Here is a 24,761-nt window from a genome sequence, read left to right on the forward strand (position 1 = left end):
TGGGGGTCAACTAGTACGAACTGATCATGCCACCACGAACCGAAAAAAGTTATTTAAAGGAGCCATACTCATGGAAATTAATTTAGTTCTAGCACCTGAACAATCGCCAGCTACATTATTAGAGATGCAGGCTGCGCATCCTCAAAATTTCTTTTATTTGGGGAAAGTGTCGCAACTATCCGGCACGAATCTTTTGATTGTTGGTGAACCGGCATTAGTTCAGCAATTTAAGCGACCAATGCCTTTTAACAGTCGCGTCATTAATGGAGAATTGCACGGTAATTTTATCCATCAAATTGCGTTCCAAAGTAAGGAACATAATGATGAATTGATTGGTCAATTGGTGTCAGCCAATGCCATTTTGGCACAAAGTGCGGATGGTAAGTCTGAGTATATGTTATGGACTTTTTGGCCAAATCAAGAAGCACTTGTTGAATTTTTGGAAAGTGATACTTATAAGCAAATGCAACGGTTGATGCGCAATGCTTATACGACGACTTATGCCCATGTGCTGTCAGAAGATCATCTCTCATTGATGCATAAAAAAGATGATGACAACAATCAAACGCAAAGCGTTTAAAACCGTTGCTTGCAATCCCTAAATTTCTACGCTAAAATGATGTCATAACTAAATAACACGATCTGGGGTGCCGAGTTGGCTGAGAAATACCCATTGAACCTGATCGCGGTAATGCGCGCGAAGGGAGATTCATTGATGAAGACTAATAAGTGGGTTAAACCATACTTTTTATGACCGTCACCTGTTTTTCCTGTGCGAAAAAAGGTGACGGTTTTTTATTTTTCTCGATCAGCAGCCCCAGTTCAGCAGAGGAGACGATTGTGGCAACAACGACAACAGCAAGGCTTGGTTCTCGGCGAACCGTACGAAAAATGGCGTTAGCAGGCGTGCTAACAGCCTTATCATTTGCGACATCTAGCGTCGTGGTGCTCCCCAATATGGCACCGTTTCAACATTTTTTTAATGTCATCACAGCGGTGTTGTTAGGCCCTTGGTATGCGATTGCCGTGGCGTTTTTGACCGGCAGCTTGCGGATGATTTTAGCAGGACGTCCGATTTTGGCAATTGTTGGTGCGGTGATTGGTGCGGGCTTGGCCGGTTTTTTATATCGCTGGACTGGCAAGTATAGCGCGGCGGTGATTGGTGAAGTGATTGGGACTGGGGTGATTTCAGCGATAGTTGCCGTACCGCTGATGAATGTGCTATACCATGCTCATGTGCCAAGCCTTTTCTTCTATATCCCTTTCTTTATGCCGGCCGCAACCTTCGGGGCTGTGTTAGGCTACTTATTCTTAAAAGTGACCCAAAAAACTGGTTTGTTGGGTCGTTTAATGGATCGTTTCTAAACAAAATGAACGAGGTTAATCATGGATTTAAAAACTTTAAAAACAACATCGCCTTTAGTATTTAACTATGCTAACTATGTAACACCCCAATTTGTGGCTAACGTTGTCAATGTGGTTGGTGGCTCACCAATTATGGCCCGCGAAATTGCTGAATTTCCAGATTTAGTGGGCGTCAGTGATGCCGTGGTGATTAATACAGGCACTTGGCGTCGGGCGGAATTACTGGAAACCATTAAATTAGCGCAATTGGCTAACCAAGCTAAAAAAGTTGTAGTCTTGGACCCAGTGGCGGTTGGGATACCATCGCGTAGTGTGCCTGTTAAAGCGGTGATGGCAGATGCCAAAATTGATATTATTCGCGGTAATGCAGCGGAAATTGCCTGGTTTGCCGGCATTGATTTTGCCAGTCATGGCATTGATGCTACTGGTGAGGGGGATTTGCTCATGATTGCACAGCAGGCTGCCAAGAAAACTGGTGCTATTATTGCGATGAGTGGCGCCACGGATGTGGTGAGTGATGGGATGACAACGCAAACGATTGCCGTCGATGTCCCGTTATTGGCCACAAATGTGGGAACGGGCGATGCGCTGTCTGCTTTGATTGGTGCTTTTAACGGCGATGAAGTTTCAGTCACCAATACGGTGCGGGCCATGGCGATGATGAAATTAGCTGGTGTACAGGCTGCAAAAAAAGTTACGACTCCTGGTTATTTTGCCAATCAGATTTTAGATGAACTCTATTTATTAACAGCAGAAGCATTAGAAACATTTATGGCACAAGAGGTAAAAAATGGTTAATGAAACCCCACAAGTCATGACAGTTGCAGGCACTGATTCTAGCGGTGGCGCGGGTATGACCGCTGATTTAAATACATTTGCGGCCCACGGCATTTATGGTGCGAATGTTGTCGTATCCGTGACTGCTCAAAATACATTGGGTGTCCAACACGTGCACATGCTACCCCCTGACATGGTGATGGCGCAACTCCAATCGGTAGCAGACGATTTGGCAATTCGCGCGGTAAAAACAGGGATGCTCGGTGATGCAGCCACGGTTAAAACAGTCGCACAAGGACTGCAGCAATTTAATTTTGGGCCATTAATTTTAGATCCCGTGATGGTGGCTAAAGGTGGTGCCCAGTTACTGTCGGATGAAGCTGTGGCATCTGTACGGACGACATTGATGCCGTTAGCCACGTTAATTACCCCAAATATTCCTGAAGCTGAGGTCTTAACCGGTCGCACAATTCAATCGCCGAGTGATATTATGGCAGCAGCTGACAGGTTGCACAGTTTTGGGACGAAAAATATTTTAATCAAAGGTGGCCATGGCAATGCGCGCGTGGTGACAGATTATGTGCGCTTAGAAAATGGCGAACATTTTTGGTTACAAACAACACGATTTGATACGCCTAGAACCCATGGTACTGGCGATACAATTTCAGCAGCAATTACTGCCCAACTAGGGTTGGGCGTAACGCTGAAAACAGCGATTATGCATGCCAAAGCGTATGTCGATGCCACAATTCGCGATGGTATTGCGGTCGGTCATGGGCATGGGCCATTGAACCATTTTCCAAAAGTGACGCCTGAAAATCAGCCAGAGGTGTACGATGAAATTTGATCCAGCAGTATTAGCACGCTATTTTGTCTGTGGCACACAAGACGTGGTCAATGAGACAGTTTTTTTTGATGTGTTGACCCAAGCACTACAGTCAGGCATTACGCTGTTTCAATATCGGGAAAAAGGGCCCGTTGCTTTGACGGGGAAGGATAAATTACGGGTGGCACAGCAGGTACGTGATTTAACCCAGCAGTACGATGTGCCGTTAATCATCGATGATGATGTGGCTTTGGCGCATGCCGTTCATGCGGATGGGGTGCATTTTGGTCAGGGAGATGGCGAACCAGCCGAAAATATCCAAACTGCCGGTAATCTTGTGGTTGGTATTTCGGTATCCAATCAGCAAGAATATGCCCGAATTGCGCACCTAGCCGGTATTGATCATATCGGAGTTGGGCCGGTTTATCCAACAACTAGTAAGGCTGATGCGAAACCGGCTATTGGCGTTACGAGATTACAGACATTAGTGGCGACAAGTCAATGGCCGAGTGTGGCCATTGGTGGGATTCAAACAGATAATTTAGCGGCTGTCTTAGCCACTGGTGTTGATGGTGCGGCAGTAATTAGTATGATTAGTCAGAGCCAAAATATTGCAGCAACACTGGCGTTTTGGCAACAAATCACCACAAAAAAAGAGCCATAAGGCTCTTTTTTTAAACGAATTGTTCTGATAGTTGCAGGAATTCATCGATATCTTGTTGAATTAAGTCAGCACCCGCTTGCCAGAAGTCAGGTTGTGTCAAATCAACGTCGAGATGCTTTTTGGCAAGTTCTTCAGCTGTCATATTAGCTGTGTCCCGTAGCAATGCGATGTATTTATCTTCAAAGTTAGCCCCATCTTGTTGGGCACGTGCGTAAATACCCGCTGAGAAGAGATAGCCGAAGGTATAAGGGAAGTTGTAGAATGGCACAGAATCAATGAAGAAGTGGAGTTTTGATGACCAGAAGTGAGAATGGCGGACATCTAACATACCATCAAAAGCAGCCTCTTGCGCAGCATCCATCAATTCGTTCAAACGTTGTGGCGTCACAACCCCGTTTTGACGTTCGGTATAAAAAGCATCTTCAAATAGGAAGCGGGCATGGATATTTAAAAACATCGCAATCGGATTGGTCATTTTAGCATCTAACAGTACCAGCTTTTCAGCATCAGACTTTGCACCGCGAACATTGGCATCATTGACAATGAGTTCAGCGAACGTAGATGCCGTTTCGGCCACGTTCATGGCATAGGCATCACGCCAAAGTGGTAGGTCAACAAGTTGTGCCGAGTGGAAGGCATGTCCCAACTCATGGGCAATCGTTGCGGCATCATTAACAGAACCCGTATATGTTAAGAAAATACGTGATTCATGTAAGTCCGGCACAGATTCCATGTAACCGCCAGGCTGTTTGCCTGGTCGGTTTTCCGCTTCAATCCAACGCTTCTCAAAAGCCATTTTGGCAAAATCAGCCATTTTAGGTGAGAATTGTCCGAATTGTTCAATAATGAAAGCTGCGGCATCATCATAAGACACATCGGTTGGTTGGTAATCACCAACATGCGTTAAGGGCGCAACTTGGTCTTGCCAGCCGAGCTTTTCAAGACCCAAAAGTTGCTTCTTTCGTTCAAAGTAGGGTTTAAACATCGCCTTGTTGTCATCTACGACGGCCCACATCGCATCCAAAGTGGCTTGTGACATGCGGTTCATTTCGAGTGGTTGTTCAAGATGTGACTGGTAACCATGAGCTTTTTGGTTCGTTAAACGGAAACCGGCTAAATGATTGAGCGTATCAGCGGTGAGATTTTCGGCACTGGCCCACATTTTTTCGTAGCTCGCCATAATGTTGGCACGTGTTTCGTTGTTAGGCTCACCATCTAACATGTTCAAAGCTTGACCAGCAGAAATCTGTCGCTTTTGGCCATCTTCGGCATCCGTATAAGTTAGGGATAGACCAGCAGAAATCGTATCATAATGTTGGGACCAAGCTTGTTGTCCATCTAAATCAAATTGATTAATTAAGGCCTCGGTGTGATCATCTAGTAAGCGCTTGGCATCGGTGCGTAGCTCGGTGAGGTAGAATTGAATGGGACGCAAACGTTCGGTTGCGAGAGCGGCTGCAAATTCAGTGTCATCAAGTTGTAATAGCAGTTTTTTAAATTGATTCATGGGTGCCGCGAAAGCGACAAAGAGTTGCCCAAGTTTGTCAAAGTGAGGGCCGTAGGCGCTGTTACCGTAATCAACTGATGCCCAACCATTAATAAAAATACTAATCGTCCCTAAACCAGCACCGATTTTTTGTGCTAAATCAGACAAGTCAGCAATTGTCTCGGCAGATGGTTGGGCTTGAGCGACTTGTTGTGCAAAAGTTTGAATATCTTGCGCAACAGTTTGGTACTTATTTGCCAGTTCTGGAGACGTAATGCCGCCGGGATAAATGCTGTCTAAATCCCATGTCTGTGAATACACCATGTGAATACCTCTTTTATGATTTTCTTTCAAGTATACCATTTTATCATTTAAACATTGCAACATGATGAAGAAATTATCATGAAATGACGTGAAAATAATAGAAAAATTGTTTGCGGGGATGTCAGCGGTAGTGTAAAATTGTTGTTTTAAGGGGTAAACAACTATGCAAAACTTAGTCAAATGGCTACTCGGCTTTGTATTGGTGATGATTGTGATTTTGGTAGTCGCCGGACAATATTTTTTCCACGTCGCCCAAGTGCGAGATCCAAAATCGAATCAGCCGGATGCATTACGTCAAAAAGATGATCCACTGTATCGCTATGAACATGATTTTTTAGCACGTGACAAGCAAGTTTGGTATGAAACGACTGCTGATGGGCTTAAGCTTGATGCTTGGTATGTGCTAGCGGCGCAAAAAACCAATAAAACGGCCATTTTGGCACATGGTTGGCATAATAATAAAACGACCATGGCGATTTATGGTGAGTTATTCCATGAATTAGGTTATAACGTGTTAATTCCAGATAACCGCGCGCACGGGCAATCACAAGGTAAAATCATTGGCTATGGCTGGCTAGATCGGCGTGATTATATTCAATGGTTGAACCAAATCATTGCCCGTAATGGCCAGGATTCAGATATTGTCATGTATGGGATGAGCATGGGTGCAGCCACGGTCCTATCCACTTCTGGTGAGGCTGACTTGCCTAAGCAAGTCAAGGCCGTGATTGCTGATTCGTCGTACACGAGTTTACTTGAAGAAATCAAACATGAAGCCGGCGAAATGTATCATTTACCGTGGTTCCCGCTGGTGAATGTGGTTTCCGGTATTTCTAAGTTACGAGCTGGTTACTTTTATGCAGAGGCGAGTCCGCTTAAGCAAGTAGCTAAAAGCAAGACGCCGACGTTCCTGATTCATGGCGACGCGGATACGTTTGTCCCAACTAAAATGGTCTATCCATTTTACGAGGCCCTCAAGGTACCGAAAGCACTATGGGTCACGTCTGGTTCAAAGCACGTGCAAAGTTTCCACGATCACCCACAGGCCTATCGTGATAAGATTCAAGCCTTCTTAGCTCAGTATGATCAATAATTTAAAAAACACCAGTCTATCGCCGATAGACTGGTGTTTTTTATCAAAGAGCTTAATGAACATGATATAATAATGGAGATTAAATGAGGAAATAATGATGATGTGATATCATCATAAAAGCAACAAATAAGTTTACAAAGGATAAAATCAGCATGTCAGAAGTGGTTGATCAAGCGCCAATAGCTAAGCAGTGGCGGCGTGTCGTGGTTAAAGTGGGCACGAGTAGTATTGTCGATGCGGCCGGTGAAATTAAATATCCTGTTATTAACCGGTTAGCTCAGACCTTAACGCAACTGGAACAAACCGGATATGAGGTGATTTTAGTTACGTCTGGTGCCATTGGCGTGGCGCTCAAACAAATGCATCAAACAAAACGCCCAACAGAAATTCCAGCCCAGCAGGCCTTAGCCGCGATTGGCCAAAGTTATTTGATGGCGATTTATAATCAAAGTTTTGCGTTTTATCAGCAACACGTGGGTCAAGTCCTGTTGACTTATGATGTGTTTCATAACAAGCAAATGTTACGCCATACCATCGATGCCATTGCGGCCATGTTGCAGCAGCGTGTGATTCCAATTATTAACGAAAATGATGTGATCGCTGTCGATGAATTGGATCATCAACATTCATTTGGCGATAATGACCGCCTTGCCGCCATGGTAACGCATGAGACGAATGCTGATGCGCTGATTGTCTTAAGTGATATCGATGCGCTGTATACCGCTAATCCGCACGTTGACCCAACAGCACAACCCATTCCGTTGGTAACTGCGGTGACGGATAGTTTACGCGCCGGTGCACGGGGATCGTCAACGCTTGGGACAGGTGGGATGGCTACTAAGTTAGTGGCAGCCGATTACTTGTTGCAACATGGGCGACAAATGGTACTGATTAATGGTGAAAATCCGGCCACAATTTTAGAAGTCTTAGCGGGCGAGCCAGTTGGCACATTGTTTAAGGGAGAGTAAATGACATGGCATTAAGTGTACAAGAAATGGGGCAACGGGCCAAAAAGGCCACAGCACAAGTTGCGGGGTTGTCTTTGGCGACCCGAAACACCTTACTTAAAAATATGGGTGCCGCCTTGTTGATGCGCCAAGACGAAATTATCGCAGCTAACCAACAAGATTTGGTCGCGTATGGGGCGAGTTTGAGTCGGCCAATGCAAAAGCGACTAACACTGGATTCAGATGCCTTAACGGCGATTGCTGAATCGTTGGCTGCTGTCGCGACCTTGCCAGATCCGCTCGCTGGTCCTTATGACACATGGGAAAATCATGCGGGTTTGAAGATTGTGAAAAAAATTGTGCCGTTGGGCGTGGTGGCGATGATTTATGAAGCACGGCCCAATGTCACCGTGGATGCAGCTGCCTTAGCTTTGAAGTCGGGCAATGCCGTCATTTTGCGTGGTGGTAAAGAAGCGATTCACAGTAACACAGTGCTCGCCACGATTTTACGGGATGTGCTGATTGATCATAACTTAAACCCAGATATTATCCAACTTATCACAGATACGACCCACGAATCAGTTAACACGCTACTACATATGCGTGAGGCCATTGACGTTTTGATTCCACGGGGCTCAGCCGCCTTCATTGATTATGTGGTGGCCAATGCGACCGTCCCTGTGATTGAAACCGGTGCGGGGAACACGCATATTTTTGTGGATCCCTCTGCTGATCAAGCCGCTGCTTTACGGATTATTCATAATGCGAAAACGCAAAAACCAGCCGTTTGTAACGCGGCTGAAAAACTATTAATCCATGAAGCGATTGCTCAAGAATTTTTACCAAAAATTGCGGATGCATTAATTGCCGCACGGGTGGCGTTGCGCGGTGATCAAGCCAGTTTGGGGATTGATGGCCGCCTTACCCCAGCCAGTGACGCTGACTGGGATACGGAATATAATGATTTGGTGATGGGCATTAAGATTGTGCCGGACGTCACGGCGGCGATTGATTGGATAAACACGCATACGACGCATCATTCAGAGACCATCATTAGCCAAGACCCTGATAACATTGCGGCGTTTATGAACCAAGTCGATGCGGCAGTGGTTTATCAAAACGCTTCTAGTCGCTTCACTGATGGGTTTGAATTTGGTTTTGGGGCAGAGATTGGGATTTCAACGCAGAAGTTGTATGCGCGGGGACCAATGGGGTTGCCAGCTTTGACGACAATCAAATACGAAGTCTTTGGCGATGGCCAAATTCGGGCATAAAAAAAGTGTTGCAGGATGACTGCAACACTTTTTTGTTTAAGCTAATACCTTGAGCATGAGTTGTTGGAAATCAGTGACAAAACGATCGGTATCCACCAGAATGGCGGCTTTAGTTGTGGTTGGTTCTAAGAGTTTCTCTTTATCACCAATTGTACGACCATAATCACCGCTTTCACGATCATACGTCACGTGCATGGCTAAAGGCATCGTTGTCACATAAGATGGGTCAATCCCAACAGCGACTGCCAATGGGTCGTGTAAGGCAGCGCCTTTCTTGTCGATGTCAAGATTGTAATAGGCATCAATATAGAAATCCATTAAATCAGCATATTTTGTGGCAGCGACCGTGCCCAAAGCGCGCCAAGCGGCTGTTTCTTTTTTGGTGAGTAACGTCCGCAATGTCACATCAAGGCCGACCATCGTCAAATTCTTTTGGTGCGTGAAGGCATAATCAGCGTCTTCTGGGTCTTGATGAATGTTGGCTTCGGTAAATGGTGTCACATTGCCCGGCACGGTCAAGGCACCACCCATTAAGGTCGTGTTGCCAATGAGTTGGGCCACTTCAGGGTCTTTTTTGATAGCTGTGGCTAAGTTGGTCAATGGGCCAGTTGGGATAAAGATCAAGTCATCACCGTATTGGTGTGCTGCTTCAATCAAAAAGTCGACGCCAGATTGAGCCTCAACAGCGCGTGGCGCCGTAGCTAAGGCCACTTCACCGACACCATTTTTACCATGAATTAGTTGTGAAATTTCCATGACGTCAAAATGATCAGTCGTTGATGAGTGGCTTTCGCCGAGGAAAACGGGGACATCATCTGCACCGAGGAGATGTAGTAAGTTTAATGAATTTTGGGCGGCTGTTGTCACCAACGTGTTACCGTAACTTGAAATAATACCAATCAAGTCAACGTTAGGATCGCCTACGGCATAAGCGAGTGCTAAAGCATCATCGATACCTGTATCCAAATCGAGGATCATTTTCTTTTGAGCCATAATCGTGTTGTGCGCAGGCAGCTGGTGAACTGTGAGCACATTTCCTCCAATAAAATTGATACCTTTATTATACGCACTCTGAAGAAATTTTGCGTGCCATGACGTATTTTGCGTATAATAAACTTTAAATACATTAGCGTTGAAAGGATGTGCGGGTCAAGCGCACAGTTTAAACAAATGACACAAGAACCATACGATATTGCCATTATTGGCGGTGGCCCAGTGGGCATGTTTGCAGCGTTTTATGCCAGTTTGCGTGATACCAAGGTTGTTTTGATTGAAAGTTTGGCTATGCTAGGCGGTCAGGTTATGTCCTTATATCCTGAAAAACGTATTCTTGATGTGGCGGGCTTTCCAGGTGTGAAAGGGGCAGACTTTATTGCAGCCTTAGACCAGCAGTTAGGCATGTTTCCCGTCGATGTGAAGTTAAATACGACGGTGAGCAATGTTGAACAGGCAACCGATTTATTTCATTTGGCGACGAGTCAAGGGGAAACCATTCAAGCAAAAACGGTGATTATCACGACCGGAAAAGGCGCCTTTGAACCACGGAAAATGCAAGTTGATGGCGTGGATGAACTGGTGGGCCAAGGGGTGCATTATTTTGTGACTGATCCACAGATATTTAAGAATCACGACATCGCTATTGCCGGTGGTGGCGACTCAGCGGTTGATATGGCGGTTATGTTAAATGATGTCGCCGCCTCAACGCGTTTGATTCACCGCCGAGAAACTTTTCGTGCGATGGAACAAAGTGTTAACGCGTTGAACGCCTCGGACGTTATCCAAGAAACACCCCAAAAAATCGTGGCGATTGAGAAGTTGGCAAATGGGCAATTACAGTTGACATTAGCGCATGTGAAAGACGACCAAAAACCCCATGTTATCCGGGTTGATGATTTGATGATTAACTATGGGTTTATTTCGGAACGTCAAACAATTGAAAGTTGGACGATACAACCTGCATTAGCTGGGAACGGTTTTGCGGTTGATCAGGAAATGCGAACCAGTATTCCTGGCGTTTTTGCAATTGGGGATGCCAACCACTATGTCGGGAAAGCCGATTTAATTGCGGTCGGGTTTGGTGAGGCACCAAACGCCGTTAATGCGGCTATTCGTTACTTTGATCCCCATCGTGGTGGCCCCGTACATTCCAGTTCTTTGACATTAAAAACGGATGATTGAGGTCACGCGTCAAAATAAAAAGCAGCCACACTTGGCTGCTTTTTATTTCACATGATTTTGGATCGTAACTTTACCAGTTTGATAATCAATCGTGATCCCAGGTTGGACGTTGAAAATCCAGTAATTTAAGTTTAACGTTTTCCCGTTATCTTGCACAGATTTGGCCATATAATGGACACCACGCGCAATCCGTTCAGTGCCAACATACAAGGGGGTAACTTGTCCACGAATCGTGATATTGGGGTGTTGATTAATGGCTTGACGGATATCATCTTCCGGTACGAGCTGACCTGGATAAGCATTTTGAACACGTGTACCGGCAATCATGTTTTCCGTCACCATGGTTGGCATCCCAAAAAATTGGTAGCCGACAAGATGAGACTTGTTCCATAATGCTTGTTTGCCTTTGCCAAGTTTGACGTTTGGATTGCTGTGGTAGCCACCGACCCATTTCGTGCCATCAAAACGATCGTTGATGAACCAACCAGAGGGCCTGACTTGATAATCAATCGTGTCTGGTCGTGGCGTTACCTTATTAATAGCGTCACGACTGGCCAAAAAGTTGGCTTGTTGGGTCCGACCCAGTGCGTCTAATGGTGATAGACTCAAACCATCCACTGGACGTAGTTTAGAGCCATGTGAGGGAAAGGTTTCCTGCATCTCGGCGGGGGTAAAAGTGGCCTTATTTTGATTCACATGGACAAGGTCACCATCCAGCGTGCCATCCCATTGCAAGTTCAGCAAGGCTTGGTTGTCGGGTGCTAAAACTGTCGCATATTTGGATTGTTGGGTTGTGGGGGCTGGGTGTTGGGTTTGATTATTTTGCCAGAGATAAAAACCAATCAGCAGTAATAAGATGACTGATCCAATCAACTGTTGTTTAGGGGACGGGTTTTGTCGTCGCGTTGTGCGTTTTCTAGCCATGATTATTCTCCATTTTGAAGCTCATAACAGCATATCATTTTTCGACAAAAATGAAAAACAGTGTGGCAAACATCAACTGCACTAAAAAGTCATGGCGTTTAAGAAGCGTTGAATCCGCGGATCTTGTGCTTGGAAAAAACCGGCTGATGGGCCATCATAACCTATTTTACCATCTTCCATGAAAATGATTTTATCGGCAACGGCTTGTGCAAATGCTAAATTATGGGTGACAATCACCATGGATTTCTTTTGATTAGCAAGATCGCGTAAGACACGTAAGACTTGGGCTTCTAACTCAGGGTCCAACGCACTGGTCGGTTCGTCAAGGAGCAGATAATCGGGCTGCATGGCCAAGGCACGGAGAATGGCGACGCGTTGTTGTTGCCCACCAGATAGTTGATACGGATAGCGAGGAGCGAGGTCGGCCATATCAAATTGGGTCAACAGATTGGTGGCTTGCGCAGTCGCTTGATCGGCTGGGATACCCTTGACTTTAATCGGCCCTTGGGTGAGGTTTTTAAGTACCGTTAAGTGAGTAAACAAAGCTTTTTCCTGGAAAACCATGCCAAAATGCTGCCGAACGGCTAATAATTTTGGTGCGGTTAGTGGCTGACTCAAATCAAGCGTCTGTTCGTCAATGGTTAAAGTACCAGACGTTGGTTGCGCTAATAGATTCAAAGTGCGCAGTAACGTTGATTTACCCGAGCCGGATGGGCCAAGAATGACGGTTGTTTGTTCAGCGGGAAAAGTTGTGGATACTTGATCTAAGGCGCGGCGGTCGCCATATTGTTGGACTAAATTTTTGACAGTAATCATTGAGCAAACCTCGAGGTATAGCGTTCTAACTGATGTTGGGCAAGCGATAAAATGGTGGTGAAGACAGCGTAAACAAATGCAGCTAAAATGTACATAGTCAAAATTTGATAATTTTCAGCAGCAATTTGTTGACTGAGGTAAAACATTTCCACAATGGTAATTACGCTGGCGAGTGAGGTATCTTTTAACAAACCAATTAAAGCATTGCTTAACGGCGGGATTGAGATCCGCGCCGCTTGTGGCAAAATGACATCCGCAAAGACTTGCCAGCGATTCATCCCTAATGATTCAGCCGCTTCAATTTGGACGCGCGGGACCGACGAAATCGCGGCACGGACACTTTCCGAAGCATAGGCCCCTGTATTAAGGGAGAAAACGGTAATTGCTGATAGCCAAGCGTTGGCAAAGAGTGTCACATGCGCGCTGGGGAGACCATAAAACACAATAAACAATTGCACAATCATGGGTGTTGACCGGAAAAGCCACACGTAAAAGCCGGCAATGGTTTTATGTCCTCGCAGTAGCAGTCGCGGAATCGGCGCTGCGGGTAACTTGGCTAAACGAATGAGCGCCGTGATGACGGCAAATACAAGTGCTAAAGCAAATGATATGACGGTCAGTGGTAATGTATAAATTAATGCGGCCCGAAAAAGTTGGGGCAGATATTGGCCGGCGAGGGGGATAAAATCAGACATGGGTAGCGTTCCTTTTAGCGACGATATGGTTCAATTAACGTTTGAGCCGTGAACCGGTTGGTTTATGGCTGGGTGAGATCAGTATTGAAGTATTTAAGTGACAATTTTTTGAGTGTGCCATCAGCTTCTAAGTCTTTTAAGGCGTTATTAATGGCCTTTTGAAGGGCTGTATTTTGTTTGTTAAGCAGTGGTGCGGCTGGGGTTGCGGGACTTTCTTGACTTAAATCAACGGCGGTTGTGGCAGCGTCAGGATTGGCCTTTTTCCATGTGGCATAAGCACCTAAGTCATTGAGCGCACCGTCAGCGCGCTTGGTTGTCACTAAATTCATGGCTTCAGTCATGCCAGGGACAGCAACGATGTCAGCGCCGCTTTTTTTAGCCAGGGCACCAAAGTTCGAAGTGGTTGATTGCGCCATCTTTTTACCTTTAAGATCAGCTAACGTGTTGAGATGGGTTTCATCGGTACGCTTGATGAGGACCGTTTTAGCATATAGATATGGTGTGGCAAATAAGTAAGCTTTTTGGCGTTCTGGTGTGATCCCGACATCGTTGAAAACGACATCGTAACGCTTAGCACCAAGGCCTGCAATGAGCGAATCCCACTTTGTTTGGACGTATTTGGGTTTCAAACCGAGTTTTTTGGCAATGGCAGTTGATAAGTCCACTTCAAAACCGGTCAATTGCCCATTTTGACGGTAAGAAAATGGCGCAAAAGTCCCTTCTAACCCAATAGTTAACGTGCCAGGGGTGATCGTTTGTGAGGCTTCTTTTGGCCGGGCTTGGTGTTGGGTAAGGCCGATAGCTAAACCGGCTACAACAACGAGGCTGGCGACGATGATGATGATTTTTTTCATTTTGCTTCTCCTGTGGGCAAATAAAAAGCGCCAACTAGTGAAATACCTAGTTGGCGCTGCGTTAGTCCGTATGATAGTTTGATCAAATGTATGTCAAAATACCGGTGCTAAACAAAGCGCCGGTGTGAGCAATATTCAGTTGCTGCGATTAACTTTAACATAACATCCTCCAAAACAACTTCATTCTAGCGATGATTCAAGCACTTGTCAATGTTTTTACTTCGTCAGTTCCCATTCGGCCTTGAACTGGTCTAAGAAGTCTAACATGAATTGATGCCGGGTTTCGGCTATTTGACGGGCTGTGTCGGTGTTGAGATGCGCTTTAATGTGCAATAGTTTTTCGTAAAAATGATTGATTGTTGTGCCGTCAGTTTGCCGATACTGAGTCTTGTCATGAATCGTACGTGGGGGAATGGCTGGATCGTAGAGCACGCGGTTTTTCACAGCACCATAGGTTATGGTGCGGGCAATCGCAATGGCGCCAATAGCTTCAAGGCGGTCGGCATCTTGAACGATTTGGCCGTTAATGTCTAGTGGGGCGGCTTTCCCATCAAGATGCTTGGACCAAGACATATTGTCAATAATATGAAAAATTTGCGCCTGAGTGTCTGGCGATACGGCAATGGTCGTTAAAAAATCAGCCAAGGCGTTTTTGGCTGCGGCCACCTCGGTGGGTGTATCAAATAATTTATCATCGTAGACATCATGCAATAAAGCAGCGGCTTGGACGATAAACGGGTCTGCAGTGGGTTCCTGAGCTAAAATTTTATTGGCTAAGGCAACCACGCGCTCAATGTGGTCAACACTATGGCCGGATTGATCAGCAGCTAGGGCTTGCTGCATATAATGAGTAATTTGGGTGAGTTGCGACATAAAATAGCCTCCTGTTTAACCGAGCGGTTATCCCTTTACTTTAGCATTTTGGCTAGGATTTGCATAGCTAAACCAACGGTAGCGCCTGTCGGAAAACAACCTTAAAAAACTATGAAATACGGTTAAAATTCGTTATAATTAGCATAGTAGAGACTGCCTCATACGGCGCAAGTCACGTGACAAAACACGCGAATTAGAAAGAGAGACTCATATGTCAGAACCAAATAACGTCTTGTTTAACACAGCTAATCTCACCGATTCAGCTGTCATTTACGACAAGTTTTCCAAAGCGGAACAACAATTTTCCGTGAAGAAAGATCAAACTTTTTATATCACCACGCCGATTTACTACCCATCTGGGAAGTTACAATTAGGTAATACTTATACGACCGTGTTAGCTGATGCCGCCGCACGTTACCACCGTTTGCTTGGTGAAGACGTGTTCTTCTTGACTGGGACTGACGAACATGGTCTTAAGATCCAACAAAAAGCGAAAGCAGCCGGTGTATCCGAAATCGCCTATTTGGATGGTATGGCCGAACAGATTAAAGCACTCTGGGAATTGATGGACATTTCCTATGACGACTTTATTCGGACAACAGAACCACGTCATGAAAAAGCGGTGCAAAAAATCTTTACGACATTGCTTGAAAAGGGTGATATTTACAAAGGTGAGTATGAAGGTTGGTATTCTGTTTCCGACGAAGAATACTTTACTGAATCACAATTAGCAGAAGTTTATCGTGATGAAAATGGTCAGGTAACAGGCGGAAAAGCCCCTTCTGGTCACGAAGTTGAATTAGTCAAGGAAGAAGCGTACTTCTTCAAGATGAGCAAGTATGCAGATTGGTTGCTTGATTATTACAAGACGCACCCAGAATTCATCCAACCAGAAGCACGGATGAATGAAATGATTAACAATTTCATTGCGCCTGGTTTGGAAGACTTGGCGGTGACGCGGACATCATTTGACTGGGGTATTCCTGTACCAGGGGATGAAAAGCACGTCATCTATGTGTGGATTGATGCCTTGTCAAACTATATTACGGCTTTGGGTTACGATACTGACGATACGGCGCTGTTTGATAAGTTCTGGCCAGCCAATGTGCAATTGGTGGGTAAGGAAATTGTTCGCTTCCATACGATTTATTGGCCAATTATGTTACACGCCTTGGGCATTGATTTGCCAAAGACCATTATCGGCCACGGTTGGTTAGTCATGAAAGATGGCAAGATGTCAAAGTCAAAGGGAAATGTCATTTACCCTGAAGTGCTTGAAGAACGTTATGGCTTGGATGCCGTACGTTACTACTTACTACGCGCGATGCCATTTGGTAATGATGGGGTCTTTACACCAGAAGACTTTGTTGCCCGTGTGAACTTTGACTTGGCCAATGATTTGGGGAACTTGCTCAATCGCACAGTGGCAATGATTAATAAGTATGAAAACGGGATTGTGCCAGAATTGCATACTGGTAAGACCGACTTCGACGAAGGTTTGGTTCAAACAATTGAAGCAGCGATTGTTGATTATAACAAGCATTTCCAAGCCATGCGAACAGCTGATGCCTTAGAAAGTGTTTGGACAATTATTCGCCGTGCTAATAAGTACATCGATGAAACACAACCATGGGTTTTGGCAAAGGGTGAGACACAAAAGGCTGTGTTATCAAATGTGATGGCGCATTTGGCTGGGGCCTTACGTGTGGCAGCTGTCTTGTTGCAACCGGTTTTGACGCAAGCGCCAAAGAAAATCTATGAACAGTTAGGCTTTGACTACCCTGAAAACGGTGTGAAAATTGCTGGCTTGACTTTTGGTAAGTTACCAACGGGTGGCCAAGTGGTGAAGAAGGGTGAGCCAATTTTCCCACGTCAAGATGTTGACGCTGAAGTAGCCTTTATTTCAGGCCTGGTGTCAAAAGACACCAAGGGTAAGGGCCGTGCTGCCAAGGAAGCAGCTAAGAAGGCAGCCGCAGAACCAGCCCGTGAATTGATTACTTATGATGATTTTGCGAAAGTCGAAATTTTGGCAGCTAAAATTACGGCTGGTGAAATCGTTGAAAAATCTGACAAATTGTTGAAGTTCACGCTCGATGATGGATCAGGTAAGCCACGTCAAATTTTGTCAGGTATTCGCAAGTGGTATGCTGATCCAGCTGTATTGGTTGGGAAAACAGTTGCGATTGTGGCGAACATGAAACCACGTAAGATGGCAGGTGAAGTTTCTGAAGGCATGATTTTGTCAGCGGAGAAAAACGACATTGTCACGGTAACAATCTTGCCAGACACAATTGAACCTGGTTCAGGGATCGAATAATTGGTCTGCACAGTCGCTGACCGTGCGCAATTTTGTTCTGTGGCGGCCATTTTTCAATGAAGCGCTCACATTAATGTACATTTATTCACAACCACTCACGCGATTAGCAGGTGAGTGGTTGTTTTTTGATAAAGGATGTTAGCTATCGGTAACCGGATTTTATACATAAAATTTGTGATTTTATGAGCGAATACAAGTGCTTCTATTCGCTCATAAACCAACTTTGTGCTATAATATTGGTGTTGACATAAGTCAAAAATTTTTGGAGGATCTAAACACATGACTGTTAAGATTGGTATTAACGGATTTGGACGTATTGGCCGTTTGGCTTTCCGTCGTATTCTTGAGTTGTCAGACACAGCTTCAGACATCGAAGTTGTTGCGATTAACGATTTGACTTCACCAGAAATGTTGGCATACTTGTTGAAGTATGACTCAATTCATGGTGTATTGAAGGCTGATGTTTCATCTGATGAAACTGGTATTATCGTTAACGGTAAGCACTACACAGTTTACGCAGAACGCAACGCAGCTGACTTGAAGTGGGTTGAAAACGATGGCGTTGAATATGTATTGGAAGCTACTGGTTTCTATACTTCAGCCGAAAAGTCACAAGCTCACTTGGATGCCGGTGCCAAGAAGGTTTTGATTTCAGCACCAGCTGGTAAGATTCCTACAGTTGTTTACGGTGTTAACCAAGACATCTTGAAGCCAGAAGACACAATCGTTTCTGCTGGTTCATGCACAACGCAATCATTGGCACCTATGGCAAATGCTTTGTCAAAGGAATTCGGTGTTAAGACTGGTTTGATGTTGACAGTCCACGCTTACACAGCTTCACAAAGCTTGCAAGATGGTCCTAAGACTTCAAACTTCGCAAAGCGTCAAGCTAACCGCGATGCTGCATCAAACTCATTGCCACACTCATCAGGTGCTGCCAAGGCTATCGGTCTTGTTGTGCCTGAATTGGATGGTAAGTTGACTGGGTCAGCTATCCGTGTCCCAGTACCTGCTGGTTCAATTACTGAATTGTCAGTAATCTTGGACAAGGAAGTAACTGTTGACGAAGTGAACGCAGCAATGAAGAAGTACGAATCAGACTCATTTGGTTATAATGGTGATGGTTTGGTTTCAACTGATATCATTGGTGACACACACGGTACAGTCTTTGATCCAACACAAACTGAAATCGTTTCAGGTGACGGTGCACAACTTGTTAAGGTTGCTGCATGGTACGATAACGAATACGGTTTCACTTCAAACATGATCCGTACATTGTTGTACTTCGCAACTTTGTAAGATAAATCGCAATTTTCAAACCTGCTTCGGCAGGTTTTTTGCGTTCTAACAGCCTTTTCAACGGATTTATGCTATACTTTATTCAGTAATTTGAAAGAGGATTCGCGTGTGAAGGTTGCATTTTCATCTGATAATCATTTTGATTTGAATAAAATAGATGTTCAACGGGCCATGCATGTGCAGGCACTTTATTTATTGAACCAAAATGTCACATTGTATGTGATTGCCGGAGACTTGTTTAATGATTTTGAACAATCATTAGCTTTTGCACGAGACATGCAGGCCGCTTTGGCTGATAAAATCCAGATTCGATTTTTAGCGGGCAACCATGACATGGGACGCGGGGTCACTTATGATGAATTGGAAAGTGATTTAGATCCGCTATATTTCCATAATAAATTTATTGATTTAACACCGGATGTGCGCTTAATTGGTAATAATGGTTGGTATAATTACGATTTTGTGGGTCAAGATTATACAACAGAGCAGATTTTACAGTTTAAAAATAATTTCTGGTTCGACCGTCGGATCCAACAACCAGTCTCGGATCAGGAACGTTTTGACCGTAATATGGCGCAATTGCAAGCACAGTTTGATGCCGCAGATCGGAAGCAAACCGTAGTGGTGTCACACTTTGTACCACGAACGGATTATATTAAACGCTTTCCATATGGCAATACACGGTTAGATATGGCCAATGCGTTATTAGGGAGCCAAGCGCTCGGAGATAAACTGGATCAATCGTATACGATTAATACGATTACTGGGCATCTTCATGTGCATCCAGCACCGTTGAAGGTTGGCAATAATACGTATTATAATGCCGCCGTTGGTTACAACACGGCACGTGTTCATGAGTGGGCAAGTGATGATTTCATCACAGAGTGGCAAAACCGCTTGGTTATCCTTGAATTTTAAGGCACGCAGTGGCGTGTCTTTTTTTATTTCCAAGAATTAGTTTGACTATCGAAATAAATCGTGCGATAATTTCAATATTAGATATTTCGATAGTCGAAGTATTAGACGAAAGGAAAAGCGCTCAAGTGAGGCCGTTATTGCAATCAAGCGATACGGGCAACTGACTGAAAGCGCACTGAAGACTTATGCCAGTTCTCACAACAACCGAAGTTATGGCACTGATTCCGAATCGTTATCCAATCTTGTATATGGATTACGTTGAAGAAATGGTGCCAGATGAATCGATTGTCGCTGTTAAAAATGTGACAATTAATGAACAGTTTTTCCAAGGACATTTCCCTGGTAATCCAGTGATGCCAGGTGTCTTGATTATTGAATCACTCGCCCAAGCGGCCTCAATCTTAATTTTGTCATCTCCACAATTTAAGGGGAAGACAGCCTACATGACGGGTATCGATGATGCCAAGTTTAAAAAGATGGTTGTGCCAGGTGATGTGTTGAAGTTACATGTGACATTTGGTAAGTTACGCGCCAACATGGGTAGCGTATTGGTTGAAGCTAAAGTTGATGGGAAGACAGCAACCTCTGCCGAATTGATGTTTGTTGTTTCGCCAGATGAAAAAGATGAATGAAGCCGTTACATTAGAATTTGAAGAATTAAATAGTGAACTCGTCGATGTGTTTAATAATGTGATGTGGATTGAAGAAGCCGCGTTAAAGCAAAGTGATTTTTCAGATATTACGTTAAAAGATATGCATACAATCGATGCCATATCGATGTATTCTGAAAAAAGCGCCTCACAAGTCGCGAAGATGATCCACTTAACACCGAGCGCGATGACAACTGCCATTGATAAGCTCGTTGAAAAAGGATATGTCGAGCGTCGTCGTTCTAATAAAGATCGACGGGTGGTTCGCCTTGGGCTGACCCATAAAGGGCGGGTTGTGTATCGTGCCCACCAAGGGTTCCATCGTGACTTGGCGCACAATTTGCTAAAAGATATGCAACCCAGTGAGATGGATACGGTAAAGCGTGCCATTCATAATTTGGTGAGCTATCTTGCAAACGTTATTAAGCAGTAAAAAGGGGAGTTATGGAACACTTAAAAATCGTGGCCTCGGCGCGTCAAGTACCTAGCCGCCTGGTGACGAATGACGAATTAAGTACCATGATGGAGACCAACGATGATTGGATCTATACACGGACAGGGATTCGTCAACGCCAAGTGGTGACCACGGAAAACACGAGCGATTTAGCCATTCAAGTGGCTGAGCAGTTACTGGCAAAGGCCCAAGTATCGGCTGAAAGTTTGGACTTTATTATTGTCAGTACGATGTCACCAGATAGTTTGTCACCAAGCACGGCTGCCATTGTCCAAGGTGCCATTGGGGCCAATCAGGCCTTTGCGTTTGACTTGAGTGCCGCTTGCTCGGGGTTGGTTTATGGTATGAGCGTGGCGTCCAGTCTATTGTCAACCCGCTATCGTCGCGGTTTGGTGATTGGTGCCGAAGTCTTATCAAAACTCGTAGATTGGCAAGACCGCACGACGGCTGTATTGTTTGGCGATGGTGCCGCTGGCGTACTCGTTGAAACAACGGCTGAAGCGATTGGATTACTGAGTGAAGAGTTGCGGACATTTGGTGATAAGGGCGATAACTTAGTTGCTGGCCGCTTTGGTAATGCCAACCCGTTTTCAGGTGACATTACACCAGCTGATCTTTACTTCCACCAAAACGGCCGTGAGGTGTACAACTTTGCGACGCGTGAGGTGCCGGATGCGTTAGCATCGGCGTTGGCCAAAGCGCAACTCTCAGCAGATGATGTGGACTATTATTTGTTACATCAAGCTAATGCGCGCATTGTGTCAACAATTGCTAAACGTTTTGGTCAACCAGAAACCAAGTTTCCAACCAATATGGCCAGCAACGGTAACACGAGTGCGGCTAGCATTGGGATTCTCTTGGATGAATTGGTTGAATCTGGTCAAGTGCATGCCGGTCAAACCATTGCCTTAGTAGGTTTTGGTGGTGGCTTGACGGTTGGCGCGCAAATTTGGAAAATTTAAACAACATCGGTGTAGTCGGCTGCACCGCAAAAATCTAACGAAAATACTGAAAAAATACTAGGAGACGAACACTATGACAGATGCAGAAATTTTTGACAAGGTTAAGGAAATTTTGGTTGACCAATTTGATTTGGAAGAAGACGAAGTGTCATTAACAACTGACTTGACAAATGACATCGATGCCGATTCTTTGGACTTGTTTGAAGTTTTGAACCGTGTCGAAGACGACTTTGACATCAAGTTGGCCGTTGCTGAAGACATCAAGACAACCCAAGACTTGGTTGACAAGGTTAAAGAACAATTGGCAGCTTAATGTGACAGGTGATCATGCTTGAATGGTCACGTACATAGTATAAGAGTTAAAAGGAAAATAAAATGGTAGTAAACGTAGAGAACCCGCTTTTTAAAAAACTTGGCATGAAGTATCCCATCGTTGAAGGTGGGATGACTTGGGCTGGAACCGGTGCATTGGCTGCAGCAATTTCTGAAGCGGGTGGTTTAGGCTTTATCGGTACAGGTTACTGGCACGGTGAAGATGTCCGCAAAGAAATCAAACGCGTCAAGGCATTGACGGACAAGCCATTTGGTGTCAACGTGATGCTTTTGAGTCGCCATATTCGGGAAGTCTTTGACGTGATCATTGAAGAAGGCGTGAAAGTGGTTGCCACAGGAGCGGGTGATCCGTCACCATTCTTGGATGAATTACACGCGGCTGGTATTATCGTCATGCCGGTTGTCCCTTCTGTGTCATTAGCTAAGATGATGGAAAAGAAGGGTGTCGATGCGGTGATTGCTGAAGGAATGGAATCTGGTGGGCATATCGGCATGTTGACAACGATGACGTTAGTACCACAAGTAGTCGACGCTGTTGATATTCCAGTCATTGCTGCTGGTGGTATTGGCGATGGTCGTGGTGTTGCTGCCGCCTTCATGTTGGGGGCTGCTGGGGCTCAAATGGGGACGCGTTTCTTGACGGCAACAGAATCTGAAATTCACCCCAACTTTAAAGAAAAAATCATTAAAGCCAAGGACATTGACACGATTGTTACTGGCCAACTGATGGGAAACCGCGCACGTGTTTTGAAGAACAAGATGGCTAAGAACTTCGTTAAAAACGAGGTCTTTGAAATCCAAAAAGAAAAGCCAGATGCTGCCGCAATTGAAAAGTTGGAATCCGGTACTTTGCGTCGGGCTGTTCAAGAAGGTGACAAAGAAGGTGGCGCTTTCATGGCTGGTCAAATCTCTGGTTTGATCAAAGATGAAAAGCCAGCCGCACAAATTTTGTCTGATATTTGGGCAGAAGCAACTGACTTGATGGGTATTGAAAATACAACATTGTAACCACAGCGCTGACACGTCAGCAAATTTTACATGGGGACTAATATGAAATTAGGTATCTTATTTAGCGGTCAAGGGGCGCAAAAAGCTGGCATGGGTGCCGACTTATACGCGGCATTACCCGCTTACCGTGACACAATTGACCAAGCGTCAGCCATCTTAGGCTATGATTTACAAGCCGTGGCCAATGACGAAACAAAAATCACGCAAACAGCTTACGCACAACCTGCTATTTTGGCGATGAGCAATGCCATTATTAACGCGTTGGGTGAGGCTTTGCCAACCCCAGTAGCAGGTCTGGGCTTGAGTTTGGGTGAATACTCAGCGTTGGCTGCCAGTGGCGCTATGGGATTTGACCAAGCCGTGGCGATTATCAAAGACCGTGGTATCTACATGCAGACAGTCGGTGAGGCCAATCCAGGTAAGATGGTTGCCGTGATGGGTGATAATCAAGCGTTGGTAGAAGACGTGTTAACATCACTACAGGCAGCTGGCAAGCAAGTTTACCCAGCCAACTATAATACATTTGCGCAACTGGTCATTGGTGGTGTGGCTGAAGATGTTAATGAGGCCATGGCAGCCTTAACTGAAGCAGGGATTCAACGCCTCGTTGAATTACCCGTGTCAGGAGCCTTCCATACGCCATTGTTAAAAGATGCGGCTGTGCAGTTGACAACACGTCTGGCTGGCGAAACTTTCAGCGAGACCCAATATCCGGTTTATTCAAATACAACGGGGGCATTATTTACGGCTGACACGTTATTTGAAACATTGACAAAACAAATTATTTCACCCACTTACTTTGCGCAAGCGATGGAAAAAATGTTGGCTGATGGTGTCGATACATTTATTGAAGTTGGCCCATCAGATACGTTAATTAAATTCGCCAAGAAAATTGCACCAAAGGACGTCAAGCGTTATGCGATTACCGATATTGACAGTTTCAATGCGGTGCGTGATTTATTAGTTGCAGCAGGAAAGGAAGCCTAGTATGATGGATTTCACAGATCAAACAGTGCTCGTTACTGGCTCATCGCGCGGTATTGGTTTGGCAATTGCCAAAGCCTTTGATGCTGCGGGCGCTCACGTGATTTTACATGCGCGTTCAGCTATCGCGCCAGAAATTTTGGCTGAATTCAAGCAAACACCGCAAACTTTGCAATTTGATATTGCGGATGCTGAAGCAGCTGAGGCTAGTATCAAGGCCTCATACAAGCAAGCAGATTTCCCTGGTATTGATGTTTTGATTAACAATGCGGGTATTACCAAAGACCAATTGGCCATGGCGATGACGCCAGCTGATTTTGCTCAGGTCATTAATGTGAACTTGAATGGGACATTTAATGTGACGCAACCAATCTTTAAGAAGATGATTCGTCAAAGACATGGGGCAATTGTGAATATGAGTTCCGTTATTGGCTTAATGGGTAACATGGGACAAACGAATTATGCCGCTTCAAAAGCTGGTATAATTGGTTTCACCAAGTCACTTGCCAAAGAAGGTGCCCGTCGTGGGATTCGTGTGAATGCGATTGCGCCAGGCATGATTATGTCTGATATGACGGCGGTTTTGCCAGCAGAAACGCAAACGGAAATTTTGAAAAATATTCCCTTATCACGGTTTGGTGAAGCCAGTGAAGTCGCTGAAGCAGCGCTTTTCTTAGCACATAGTTCCTACATTACAGGGCAAACATTGACTGTTGATGGCGGATTGTATATTTAATTAA

At 44.9% G+C, this 24,761-nt stretch carries 26 protein-coding genes and 1 riboswitch; of the genes, 19 read left to right on the forward strand and 7 right to left on the reverse strand.

Features of this window, described 5'->3' with window-relative positions:
• The first annotated feature begins 70 nt into the window (after positions 1-70).
• The 5 genes from IE039_RS01410 (at position 71) to thiE (ending at position 3,632) form a co-directional block, all read left to right on the forward strand.
• Entirely contained in the window at positions 71-580 is a 510-nt protein-coding gene (locus IE039_RS01410) for a hypothetical protein (RefSeq protein WP_010003256.1), read from the forward strand.
• Positions 581-633: 53 nt separating this feature from the next.
• Positions 634-723: riboswitch (TPP riboswitch) on the forward strand.
• Positions 724-840: 117 nt separating this feature from the next.
• Positions 841-1,365, forward strand: coding sequence for an energy coupling factor transporter S component ThiW (gene thiW, locus IE039_RS01415; RefSeq protein WP_229782821.1), 525 nt, complete (start codon positions 841-843; stop codon positions 1,363-1,365).
• Positions 1,366-1,386: 21 nt separating this feature from the next.
• A complete protein-coding gene (thiM, locus tag IE039_RS01420) occupies positions 1,387-2,163 on the forward strand; it encodes a hydroxyethylthiazole kinase (protein ID WP_189428598.1) in 777 nt (258 codons plus the stop codon).
• Complete coding sequence (gene thiD / locus IE039_RS01425) at positions 2,156-2,989, forward strand: bifunctional hydroxymethylpyrimidine kinase/phosphomethylpyrimidine kinase (protein WP_010003417.1); 834 nt, start codon at positions 2,156-2,158, stop codon at positions 2,987-2,989. The genes thiM and thiD overlap by 8 nt, the downstream gene beginning before the upstream one ends.
• Positions 2,979-3,632, forward strand: a complete 654-nt coding sequence (gene thiE / locus IE039_RS01430; protein WP_189428599.1) for a thiamine phosphate synthase — start codon at positions 2,979-2,981, stop codon at positions 3,630-3,632. The genes thiD and thiE overlap by 11 nt, the downstream gene beginning before the upstream one ends.
• A 10-nt stretch (positions 3,633-3,642) precedes the next feature.
• Here thiE and IE039_RS01435 read toward each other — a convergent pair whose 3' ends face one another.
• The gene (locus IE039_RS01435) at positions 3,643-5,442 is read right to left on the reverse strand and encodes a M3 family oligoendopeptidase (protein WP_189428600.1); all 1,800 of its coding nucleotides are present in this window, start codon (positions 5,440-5,442) and stop codon (positions 3,643-3,645) included.
• A 163-nt stretch (positions 5,443-5,605) separates the two neighbouring features.
• Here IE039_RS01435 and IE039_RS01440 point away from each other — a divergent pair, with 163 nt between their 5' ends.
• From IE039_RS01440 to IE039_RS01450, 3 genes are all read left to right on the forward strand, one after another.
• Positions 5,606-6,535, forward strand: coding sequence for an alpha/beta hydrolase (locus tag IE039_RS01440; RefSeq protein WP_189428601.1), 930 nt, complete (start codon positions 5,606-5,608; stop codon positions 6,533-6,535).
• A 152-nt stretch (positions 6,536-6,687) separates the two neighbouring features.
• Positions 6,688-7,503, forward strand: a complete 816-nt coding sequence (proB, locus tag IE039_RS01445) for a glutamate 5-kinase (RefSeq protein WP_010004836.1) — start codon at positions 6,688-6,690, stop codon at positions 7,501-7,503.
• Between the two features lie 5 nt (positions 7,504-7,508).
• On the forward strand, positions 7,509-8,756 hold the full coding sequence (locus tag IE039_RS01450) for a glutamate-5-semialdehyde dehydrogenase (protein WP_189428602.1): 1,248 nt from the start codon (positions 7,509-7,511) through the stop codon (positions 8,754-8,756).
• A 36-nt stretch (positions 8,757-8,792) separates the two neighbouring features.
• Here IE039_RS01450 and IE039_RS01455 read toward each other — a convergent pair whose 3' ends face one another.
• Positions 8,793-9,749, reverse strand: coding sequence for a nucleoside hydrolase (locus tag IE039_RS01455; protein WP_029510234.1), 957 nt, complete (start codon positions 9,747-9,749; stop codon positions 8,793-8,795).
• 177 nt (positions 9,750-9,926) lie between these two features.
• On the opposite strand from IE039_RS01455, the gene IE039_RS01460 reads away from it, so the two are divergent.
• Positions 9,927-10,934, forward strand: a complete 1,008-nt coding sequence (locus IE039_RS01460; protein ID WP_189428603.1) for an NAD(P)/FAD-dependent oxidoreductase — start codon at positions 9,927-9,929, stop codon at positions 10,932-10,934.
• Positions 10,935-10,976: 42 nt separating this feature from the next.
• Here the strand turns inward: IE039_RS01460 and IE039_RS01465 are convergent, their stop codons facing one another.
• From IE039_RS01465 to IE039_RS01485, 5 genes are all read right to left on the reverse strand, one after another.
• Positions 10,977-11,858 carry a DNA/RNA non-specific endonuclease gene (locus IE039_RS01465; RefSeq protein ID WP_189428604.1) on the reverse strand — a complete coding sequence of 294 codons (882 nt, stop codon included), beginning with the start codon at positions 11,856-11,858 and terminating at the stop codon, positions 10,977-10,979.
• A gap of 81 nt (positions 11,859-11,939) precedes the next feature.
• Positions 11,940-12,674, reverse strand: a complete 735-nt coding sequence (locus IE039_RS01470) for an amino acid ABC transporter ATP-binding protein (RefSeq protein ID WP_010005209.1) — start codon at positions 12,672-12,674, stop codon at positions 11,940-11,942.
• Entirely contained in the window at positions 12,671-13,369 is a 699-nt protein-coding gene (locus IE039_RS01475; RefSeq protein ID WP_010005210.1) for an amino acid ABC transporter permease, read from the reverse strand. The genes IE039_RS01470 and IE039_RS01475 overlap by 4 nt, the downstream gene beginning before the upstream one ends.
• Positions 13,370-13,431: 62 nt before the next feature.
• On the reverse strand, positions 13,432-14,223 hold the full coding sequence (locus IE039_RS01480; protein ID WP_019040305.1) for a transporter substrate-binding domain-containing protein: 792 nt from the start codon (positions 14,221-14,223) through the stop codon (positions 13,432-13,434).
• A 216-nt stretch (positions 14,224-14,439) separates the two neighbouring features.
• Positions 14,440-15,096: an HD domain-containing protein gene (locus IE039_RS01485; RefSeq protein ID WP_019040304.1), complete on the reverse strand. Its 657-nt coding sequence runs from the start codon at positions 15,094-15,096 to the stop codon at positions 14,440-14,442.
• 211 nt (positions 15,097-15,307) lie between these two features.
• On the opposite strand from IE039_RS01485, the gene metG reads away from it, so the two are divergent.
• From metG to fabG, 10 genes are all read left to right on the forward strand, one after another.
• Positions 15,308-17,413: a methionine--tRNA ligase gene (gene metG / locus IE039_RS01490; protein WP_189428605.1), complete on the forward strand. Its 2,106-nt coding sequence runs from the start codon at positions 15,308-15,310 to the stop codon at positions 17,411-17,413.
• Between the two features lie 279 nt (positions 17,414-17,692).
• Entirely contained in the window at positions 17,693-18,712 is a 1,020-nt protein-coding gene (gap, locus tag IE039_RS01495) for a type I glyceraldehyde-3-phosphate dehydrogenase (RefSeq protein WP_010003102.1), read from the forward strand.
• Positions 18,713-18,820: 108 nt separating this feature from the next.
• Complete coding sequence (locus IE039_RS01500) at positions 18,821-19,630, forward strand: metallophosphoesterase (RefSeq protein WP_010001651.1); 810 nt, start codon at positions 18,821-18,823, stop codon at positions 19,628-19,630.
• Positions 19,631-19,815: 185 nt separating this feature from the next.
• Positions 19,816-20,262, forward strand: a complete 447-nt coding sequence (gene fabZ, locus IE039_RS01505) for a 3-hydroxyacyl-ACP dehydratase FabZ (RefSeq protein ID WP_189428606.1) — start codon at positions 19,816-19,818, stop codon at positions 20,260-20,262.
• Complete coding sequence (locus tag IE039_RS01510; protein WP_010001649.1) at positions 20,255-20,713, forward strand: MarR family winged helix-turn-helix transcriptional regulator; 459 nt, start codon at positions 20,255-20,257, stop codon at positions 20,711-20,713. Before fabZ ends, IE039_RS01510 begins: the two co-directional genes overlap by 8 nt.
• 11 nt (positions 20,714-20,724) lie before the next feature.
• Complete coding sequence (locus tag IE039_RS01515) at positions 20,725-21,696, forward strand: beta-ketoacyl-ACP synthase III (protein ID WP_189428607.1); 972 nt, start codon at positions 20,725-20,727, stop codon at positions 21,694-21,696.
• 73 nt (positions 21,697-21,769) lie between these two features.
• Positions 21,770-22,009 carry an acyl carrier protein gene (locus IE039_RS01520; RefSeq protein WP_010001645.1) on the forward strand — a complete coding sequence of 80 codons (240 nt, stop codon included), beginning with the start codon at positions 21,770-21,772 and terminating at the stop codon, positions 22,007-22,009.
• Positions 22,010-22,071: 62 nt separating this feature from the next.
• Complete coding sequence (locus tag IE039_RS01525; RefSeq protein ID WP_010006403.1) at positions 22,072-23,037, forward strand: nitronate monooxygenase; 966 nt, start codon at positions 22,072-22,074, stop codon at positions 23,035-23,037.
• Between the two features lie 42 nt (positions 23,038-23,079).
• The gene (locus IE039_RS01530; RefSeq protein WP_048700548.1) at positions 23,080-24,024 is read left to right on the forward strand and encodes an ACP S-malonyltransferase; all 945 of its coding nucleotides are present in this window, start codon (positions 23,080-23,082) and stop codon (positions 24,022-24,024) included.
• A 1-nt stretch (position 24,025) separates the two neighbouring features.
• Complete coding sequence (gene fabG / locus IE039_RS01535; RefSeq protein WP_189428608.1) at positions 24,026-24,757, forward strand: 3-oxoacyl-[acyl-carrier-protein] reductase; 732 nt, start codon at positions 24,026-24,028, stop codon at positions 24,755-24,757.
• Positions 24,758-24,761 lie beyond the last annotated feature (4 nt).

Source organism: Leuconostoc lactis KCTC 3528 = DSM 20202 (genome assembly GCF_014651235.1).
Classification (GTDB): domain Bacteria; phylum Bacillota; class Bacilli; order Lactobacillales; family Lactobacillaceae; genus Leuconostoc; species Leuconostoc lactis.

Excerpts from the sequence above, each read along its gene's own strand:
- IE039_RS01480 (WP_019040305.1), bottom strand. The coding sequence starts at position 14,223 with ATGAAAAAAATCATCATCATCGTCGCCAGCCTCGTTGTTGTAGCCGGT.
- IE039_RS01465 (WP_189428604.1), bottom strand. The coding sequence starts at position 11,858 with ATGGCTAGAAAACGCACAACGCGACGACAAAACCCGTCCCCTAAACAA.
- thiM (WP_189428598.1), top strand. The coding sequence starts at position 1,387 with ATGGATTTAAAAACTTTAAAAACAACATCGCCTTTAGTATTTAACTAT.
- fabG (WP_189428608.1), top strand. The coding sequence starts at position 24,026 with ATGATGGATTTCACAGATCAAACAGTGCTCGTTACTGGCTCATCGCGC.
- IE039_RS01520 (WP_010001645.1), top strand. The coding sequence starts at position 21,770 with ATGACAGATGCAGAAATTTTTGACAAGGTTAAGGAAATTTTGGTTGAC.
- IE039_RS01410 (WP_010003256.1), top strand. The coding sequence starts at position 71 with ATGGAAATTAATTTAGTTCTAGCACCTGAACAATCGCCAGCTACATTA.
- IE039_RS01455 (WP_029510234.1), bottom strand. The coding sequence starts at position 9,749 with ATGGCTCAAAAGAAAATGATCCTCGATTTGGATACAGGTATCGATGAT.
- thiE (WP_189428599.1), top strand. The coding sequence starts at position 2,979 with ATGAAATTTGATCCAGCAGTATTAGCACGCTATTTTGTCTGTGGCACA.
- IE039_RS01470 (WP_010005209.1), bottom strand. The coding sequence starts at position 12,674 with ATGATTACTGTCAAAAATTTAGTCCAACAATATGGCGACCGCCGCGCC.
- proB (WP_010004836.1), top strand. The coding sequence starts at position 6,688 with ATGTCAGAAGTGGTTGATCAAGCGCCAATAGCTAAGCAGTGGCGGCGT.
- fabZ (WP_189428606.1), top strand. The coding sequence starts at position 19,816 with ATGCCAGTTCTCACAACAACCGAAGTTATGGCACTGATTCCGAATCGT.
- gap (WP_010003102.1), top strand. The coding sequence starts at position 17,693 with ATGACTGTTAAGATTGGTATTAACGGATTTGGACGTATTGGCCGTTTG.
- IE039_RS01450 (WP_189428602.1), top strand. The coding sequence starts at position 7,509 with ATGGCATTAAGTGTACAAGAAATGGGGCAACGGGCCAAAAAGGCCACA.
- metG (WP_189428605.1), top strand. The coding sequence starts at position 15,308 with ATGTCAGAACCAAATAACGTCTTGTTTAACACAGCTAATCTCACCGAT.
- IE039_RS01485 (WP_019040304.1), bottom strand. The coding sequence starts at position 15,096 with ATGTCGCAACTCACCCAAATTACTCATTATATGCAGCAAGCCCTAGCT.
- thiD (WP_010003417.1), top strand. The coding sequence starts at position 2,156 with ATGGTTAATGAAACCCCACAAGTCATGACAGTTGCAGGCACTGATTCT.
- IE039_RS01475 (WP_010005210.1), bottom strand. The coding sequence starts at position 13,369 with ATGTCTGATTTTATCCCCCTCGCCGGCCAATATCTGCCCCAACTTTTT.
- IE039_RS01435 (WP_189428600.1), bottom strand. The coding sequence starts at position 5,442 with ATGGTGTATTCACAGACATGGGATTTAGACAGCATTTATCCCGGCGGC.
- IE039_RS01510 (WP_010001649.1), top strand. The coding sequence starts at position 20,255 with ATGAATGAAGCCGTTACATTAGAATTTGAAGAATTAAATAGTGAACTC.
- IE039_RS01460 (WP_189428603.1), top strand. The coding sequence starts at position 9,927 with ATGACACAAGAACCATACGATATTGCCATTATTGGCGGTGGCCCAGTG.
- IE039_RS01515 (WP_189428607.1), top strand. The coding sequence starts at position 20,725 with ATGGAACACTTAAAAATCGTGGCCTCGGCGCGTCAAGTACCTAGCCGC.
- IE039_RS01530 (WP_048700548.1), top strand. The coding sequence starts at position 23,080 with ATGAAATTAGGTATCTTATTTAGCGGTCAAGGGGCGCAAAAAGCTGGC.
- IE039_RS01440 (WP_189428601.1), top strand. The coding sequence starts at position 5,606 with ATGCAAAACTTAGTCAAATGGCTACTCGGCTTTGTATTGGTGATGATT.
- IE039_RS01525 (WP_010006403.1), top strand. The coding sequence starts at position 22,072 with ATGGTAGTAAACGTAGAGAACCCGCTTTTTAAAAAACTTGGCATGAAG.